We start from the raw sequence: 6661 nt of genomic DNA, 5'->3' as shown, positions 1-6661 counted from the left end.
CCCATTGTAGTCTTCAATTGGCACGCGACCACCTACGGATACGTATTGGACGTTACCATTGGTTTGAATGGCTTCGTGATAGTTGTTGCCCGCTAAATCAAACTCAACAGATACGGGTTCAACGCGATCCGTCTGATCAGCTTGATCGATAAATTGATCAACTTGTTCAAGTAATGTGGCTTTATCCGCCATATCTGCTGTTAAACTGACTGTCAGCATGCGAGGATCCCACATTTTGCCATTCACTTCAATTAATTTAGCAATAAAGTCATCTGCCTTAGTTGAGAAATTTTCAATTAAATCAGTCATATGGTCATAGAATGATAAACCAGAAATGACGTCTTCATACTTGGCTGCTTGTGAGTAGAATGACCGCAGTCTAGAAATGGCTACGCGATGGCCAGCCCCTTCGTATGACTGACTCATATTGAATTTCACCCGTTGTAAGACATTTAAAATCCGTGACTTATCAGAAAAGTCAGTAAATTTCATCGTATCTTGTAATAGTTCAAAACCACGAGCAGAATGGTCACCAATCGCCGCAAATGATGACACTAAAACTGGCACATAATCATCTTGCGAACCTTCACGAATAAAGACTTTAGGTCGCATAGAAATTCCAGCAGTCGCCTTCATCATTTCAATGTCCATTTGACGATAATCATAATTTTCCGTGTCCAATAAACCTAATAAAATGGTCACATAATTCACGTATGGCAAATCTTCCGCTGCAATATGGTCTAATTTGTAAGCCATTTGTACATATCGAATGCCTGATGCGTCTTGTTCATGGAAAAGGACGGGTACCCCTTGTTGGCCGGTTAATGTTTCTTCAGCAATTGCTTGGGTTGTCCGCGGTACATCTGAAATATCTAACTTTGGTAAGGCTTGACGGGCTTCATCGGTGTCTGGTGTATCTTGGTAGACCCGCAACGCTTGGTTTTCCTGAATTAATGCTTGAATGTCTTGGTCAGTCATTGCGGCTTTTTCAGCAGCTAACTTGGCTTCTAGTTGGTCGTCCTGTTCTTTGAATAAGCCAACTTTCGGTTGGTAAATACCGACTAAGCTGGCATCTGCCGCCAGCAAGTTGTCTTGAAGCCATTCTTCATAGAAGTCAGTGGCTAATTTCGCTCTTAAATCGTCGAAATATTTCGAAAAATGAAGGACTTCGGTCGGAGACATGCCATATCGCCATGCCATGGTCATTTGGATTTCATAGGTAATCCCCTTCATGGCACCGCCGGCTTGACGGGCTGCGAATTCGCGGGTGTTGATCACCCCTTCAAGTAGGTCGCGGTTAATCCCGTTGGCTACAAGGTCAGTTAGGGTTTCTTTAATTACAGCAAGGGCCTTGTCCTTATTAGCTGGATTGAATTGTTTCAGAACTAGACCGAAATCTAGGTAGTAACCGTCTGACCCAATGGCTTCAACTTCTTCCGCTAGCCCAGCTTCGATAAGGGCTTGTCGTATAGGCGCAGCTTCAGATTCAATTAAGGCATCGCTTAAAATATTGACCACGTAATTATTGGTCAAGTCTGTAGATGCACCTACATGGGTCATGTAGGTAAGGTAAGAATCATGTTCGGCTGTCTTGCGTTCATCAGCGTCATAAAAGGCCTGGTATTCGATGTGGCCATCCTTTGTTTCTGGCAAGTCAAATTGAACTTGCTGGTCTTTTTTCAAGAATTCACTGAAGAAATCGCCGTTGATTTGACTCAAAGTACGGTCCATATCGATGTCACCGTAAACATAGGCAAGGGCGTTATCTGGACGGTAGTGGTCGGCGTGGAATTGTTTGAAATTGTCAAATGTTAAATCAGGAATTTCGTATGGATAACCGCCTGATTCGTGGGCATAGGTTGAGCCTGGGTGCATATTCGCCGTAACATCTTGCATAATAATGCGTTCTGCGTCTGAATAAGCCCCACGCATTTCATTGTAAACGACCCCGTTATAGATTATAGGCTCGTCCGCATCGAATAACTCTTTATGCCAACCTTCTTGTCGGAAAATATTTTCTTCGCTGGTCATTTTAGGGAAGAAAACGGCGTCTAAATAGACATCCGTTAAGTTATGGAAATCTTCTTCATTCATCGATGATACTGGATAAATGGTCATATCTGAAAAGGTCATAGCATTTAGGAAGGTGTTCATTGACGTTTTCAACATGGTCATAAATGGATCTTTCGCTGGATATTTACGTGATCCAGAAAGGACTGAATGTTCCACAATATGGGCTACACCAGTCGAATCTTTTGGTGGTGTTTTAAAACCAATCCCAAACGAACGGTTTTGGTCATCATTTTCAACCCAAATTACTTGGCCGCCTGATTGTTCATGGGCAAAGGTGTGGACTTGGGCGTTGGCATCTTGAATAAATTGACTGTCTACAAGGGTGAAACCATGCATTTGGTCCCCTTTTTTCAAGCTGGTTGTCATACAATTATCTCCTTATCGGTCATTTTCTTGTTTCCTTATATTTTAACAGTTTTTGCAGGACTTTATTAGTCAGACCGCTTGTTTGCTATAATAAGCGTAACTGAAAGCAGAAAGGATGAACCTTATGACGATCCAATTCTATGACACACCAGAAAATTTAATTGCTGGTACGACTTTAAAAGACAACAAGCAAACCCTTAACGGCAATTTAGCCCTACATACTGGAGAAGACCCGACGCAAGTTGTAGCAAATCGACAAGATTTAGCGGATGCATTACAGGTTGACGCCGACCAGTTCGTTTTCGCTAATCAAACCCACTCCAAAAAAGCTTACCGTGTCAAAGCTGAGGACCGGGGACGCGGTAGTCTGTCGACTGAAGATGCGGTGGACGATGTAGATGCTTTATATACTTACGAAACGGATATTGTACTTGGTGTATTTACGGCAGATTGCGTGCCTGTTCTCTTTTATGATGAGGATAGCGGTTTGATTGGTGCCATCCATTCAGGCTGGAAAGGGACCGTCCAAGACATCGTTTCTTGGACTTTTGCACAAATTAAAGGTCAAGATCCAGACCTTTTTATGGGCAAAATGAAAGCTATTCTCGGACCATCTATCGCACAAGATTCTTTTGAAGTGGACAAAGATGCTGCTGACCAATTCAAGGCACTTGGTTATGCGGATGATTTTATTCAGTGGGATGCCCGTCGAGAGAAATACTTGATTGATAATCAAGCAACCGTTGCTGAGCAGTTGAAACGAGTGGGCTTCTTGCCAGAAAATATTCAATTATCCGACCAGGATACATTAAAGATGACCGATGGTTTTTCTTACCGCCTAGATAAAACCCCAGGACGTCATTTCAATTTTATTACTAGAAAGGGATAGAAGTAGTATTTATACATTATGGAGTAAATTAGTAAGTTTTAAAGAGGTATAGTAAATTTTCTAAGCCTTCGACTTCTGCTTTTTCCTATCATTGCCTTAAAAGCAGTAGGTCCGTCTTCAATCTCGGTCTGAAGACTTGTCTGGCGACACAATCTGTAAGGCGTACACGCCAAACAGATTGTTGTGGGCCATCCCTCCTTTTTACTGCTAAGGCATGCTAGGAAAGCGTCAGCCTTAGCTTTCATATTACAGATCTCATGACTTGGAATTTCTCATTAAATAATAATCCATAAATAAGGCTTTTCAAGATTATTGAATATAAAATGTAGTCTTTGCTTAAGCTTATTCAACTATGGTCTATAAAATAGTTCGTATTGCCAAAAATATTTCTATGTCTATTTTCAAATATGGGCATTAAAAAACCAGCCGTTGGGAGGACGACTGGTTTTTTGTAATCTTTCGTTTTGGGAGGAGAAAGATTTATGAAGAAAAGTTTGGTTTCTTTATTGGGTATGCTTATATAATAGGCGATAGCTTTGAAGATATTGTGAAGATTTCGTCAAAATTTGTGTTGTTTCTATGATTTTAAGGTTATAGATTATTAAAGCCATTTTTCAAGTTTGCAATAGAAAACCAGCCGTTGGGAGGACGACTGGTTGACTGTAATCTTTCGTTTTTGGGAGGAGAAAGATTTATGAAGAAAAAGTTTGGTTCTTTATTGGGTATGCTTATATAGTAGACGATACTTGTGAAGATATGATGAAAATCCGACTCAAAATTGTGGTCAATCTGTGATGGATTCTTTAGAAATATATTAAGGCAGGTGATATGCCTAGTCCACTAGGGTTAGACAGTGAATGATATCTGCATAATCTGGGTATTGGTTGAGTAAATCTGCTCGTTTGAATAGTTCAAAGTCATCGTATTCAAATCCTGGACTAACCATGCATGAGACTAGTGAATAGCTATCTGCGTCTTCAACTGTTGAGCCAAAAATAGTCCCCTTTGGTACGACTGCTTGAAGGACTTGCCCTTGTTCAACGTCTGTGCCTAAAGTGACTTGTTGATAGTCACCCTCTGCTGTAATCATGTGGACAGTTAGTGGGCTGCCGTAGTGGTAGTACCACACTTCATCGGCTGTTAAACGGTGGAATCTTGATGGATTGTTGCTTGTTAGGAGAAAGTAGATGCTGGTATATAGGGCACGTGGTTTTTGGCTTTCTAGCTGGATAGTTTGGTCTGATTTCAATACTTGATAGAAAAAGCCGCCTTCTTCATGTCCTGCCATCTTGTAGTGGTCGATCCAAATTGATTTGTCTTTCATATATTTCGCCTCCAAAATATTTCCTTTTCACCTTCAATAGTATCTATTCTCCCAGCATTTTGCACGATTTTTTATGCCATTTGCGCCCACATTATTACGAATCCGATAAATACAATCACGTACATGATTTGTCGATATTGTGAAAATATTATCAAACTAACACTCTTTTTATAACTTATAACTATTTAATGTCTTGTTTTTAAAACAATCGCTTCACGTTTGTGCTAGGCTACCATTATGAAAAATTTGTCCATAATATTGAAAAATGATTGTAAGGAGACAAGCTATGAGCGATATGAATATTTCGAGTTTCATGAGTAAAATCGACGGTGCAGTTGCCAAGAAGGATGCCCTTTTTGACCAATCAAAAGTCCGATATTTGTTGCGGGCTATTTACGCGGGTATATTCTTAACCCTGCCAACCGCTATTGGTGTCTTAGTTTGGGATGCCATTGCTGTAGACTACCCGTCTTTAGGTAAAATAAGCTACGCTTTGATATTTCCGATAGGTTTAGCCATGATTATTTATTTGAACGGTGAGTTGGCTACTTCAAATATGATGTACCTTTTCGCAGGTGCGCATCGCCGGAAATTATCTTGGTCAAAAGCATTAACCATTATCTTTATTTGCACATGCATGAACCTACTAGGGGCTGCTATTGTTGGTATACTCATTGGGCATTCTAGTATCGCACATTATTTTAATGCTGATTCTGCGATCATGACCATGATTAATGCGAAATTGGATAAAGACATTTGGACCTTATTCATAGACGGGATTCTCGCAAATATCTTCGTCAATATCACCATTATGGGGCAGATGAAAATGAAAGATGATATTGGCCGCCTACTATTTATCATCGCCGTTATTTTCCTATTTGTTTATGGTGGGTTAGAACATATTATTGCGAATTTCTCGCTAATGAGTATCGCTTTCTTCTCAGGTAATGACATGGATATGATGGCCGTGTTGATTAATTGGATCTTCGCCTTTATGGGCAATCTAGTAGGTGGCGGTGTTATCATGGGGCTAGGGTATAGCTTCCTAAATAGTGTAGAGACAGGATATCTCGACTAAGTCCAGATGATGAGGTATCCAGAAAAGTATAAAGAATGCCGCGCGATTTACATAGAACATCCTAAAAAAATAAGAGACCAAGGGGTTGCATCTGCTTTGATGTCCCCTTGGTCTATTTTTATGGTTCTTATTCGGTCAACAGGTTGAACAACCGCTAGCCATTTATGCTTCTTCTGCTACCATCAAACTGAATTGGCCTGTCAATGTAATTTCTCCAAGGTCACTTGGTAGAATGAAGGCGTCTGCTGCTTTTACATCCCAAGCCTTGTCGCCAACCGTTACTTGTCCTTGGCCCTCAAGGACTGTACACAACTGGTACTTGTCGGATAAGTTGATATGCAAGATATCCTCGATTGTCCATTTTGCCACGGAGAAGTATTCATTGGTCCAAAATTCTTGGATTGAGCCGCCCGGTAGTTCAGTTGTATGACCGGTTGCTAGAGTATCCTTGTGGGGGAACATGGTGACATCCGCTGATTGTTGGATGTGTAGGTCACGTTCCTTGCCATCGGCGTCCTTGCGTCCGTAGTCATAAACCCGGTAGGTGGTGTTAGAACTTTGTTGGGTTTCGAGGATTAATACGCCGCCACCGATAGCATGGATAGTCCCTGCTGGCACGGCGAAGAAATCACCGGCATGAACGGGCACTTTACGTAACAGTTGGTCCCACTCGTTCTCTTCGACCATTTCTAAGAACTGTTCTTTATTCTGGGCATTGTGGCCGTAAATCAGGTAGGCACCTGGATCAGCGTCCATAATATACCAGCACTCCGTCTTCCCAAGGTCATTTTCATGGGCTAGTCCATAGGCGTCATCCGGATGCACTTGGACGGACAAGTCTTCCTTGGCATCAATTATTTTGATTAATAATGGAAAACGTTCAGCCACTTCTCCCAAGAAGATTTCTGGGTGCTTTTGGTACAAGTCAGAT

5 protein-coding genes are annotated in these 6661 nt (G+C 41.3%); 2 read left to right on the top strand and 3 right to left on the bottom strand.

Annotated features, from left to right (window positions below):
- A partial coding sequence (locus ACRCJ0_RS08300) for an insulinase family protein (RefSeq protein WP_431390151.1) occupies positions 1-2439 on the bottom strand: 2439 nt, incomplete at its 3' end.
- 124 nt (positions 2440-2563) lie between these two features.
- On the opposite strand from ACRCJ0_RS08300, the gene pgeF reads away from it, so the two are divergent.
- On the top strand, positions 2564-3328 hold the full coding sequence (gene pgeF, locus ACRCJ0_RS08295) for a peptidoglycan editing factor PgeF (protein ID WP_431390150.1): 765 nt from the start codon (positions 2564-2566) through the stop codon (positions 3326-3328).
- 832 nt (positions 3329-4160) lie between these two features.
- On the opposite strand, the gene ACRCJ0_RS08290 is transcribed toward pgeF, so the two are convergent.
- Positions 4161-4652 carry a cupin domain-containing protein gene (locus ACRCJ0_RS08290; protein ID WP_431390149.1) on the bottom strand — a complete coding sequence of 164 codons (492 nt, stop codon included), beginning with the start codon at positions 4650-4652 and terminating at the stop codon, positions 4161-4163.
- Positions 4653-4938: 286 nt separating this feature from the next.
- Between ACRCJ0_RS08290 and ACRCJ0_RS08285 the strand changes: the two genes are divergently transcribed.
- A complete protein-coding gene (locus tag ACRCJ0_RS08285) occupies positions 4939-5730 on the top strand; it encodes a formate/nitrite transporter family protein (RefSeq protein ID WP_431390148.1) in 792 nt (263 codons plus the stop codon).
- A gap of 162 nt (positions 5731-5892) precedes the next feature.
- On the opposite strand, the gene manA is transcribed toward ACRCJ0_RS08285, so the two are convergent.
- Positions 5893-6661, bottom strand: a 769-nt coding sequence (gene manA / locus ACRCJ0_RS08280) for a mannose-6-phosphate isomerase, class I (protein WP_431390147.1), incomplete at its 5' end; no start/stop codon positions are given.

It is taken from the genome of Aerococcus sp. L_32 (genome assembly GCF_050689315.1).
The sequence above is the reverse complement of the archived record's forward strand: the minus strand, read 5'-3'. Positions and strand labels throughout refer to the sequence as shown.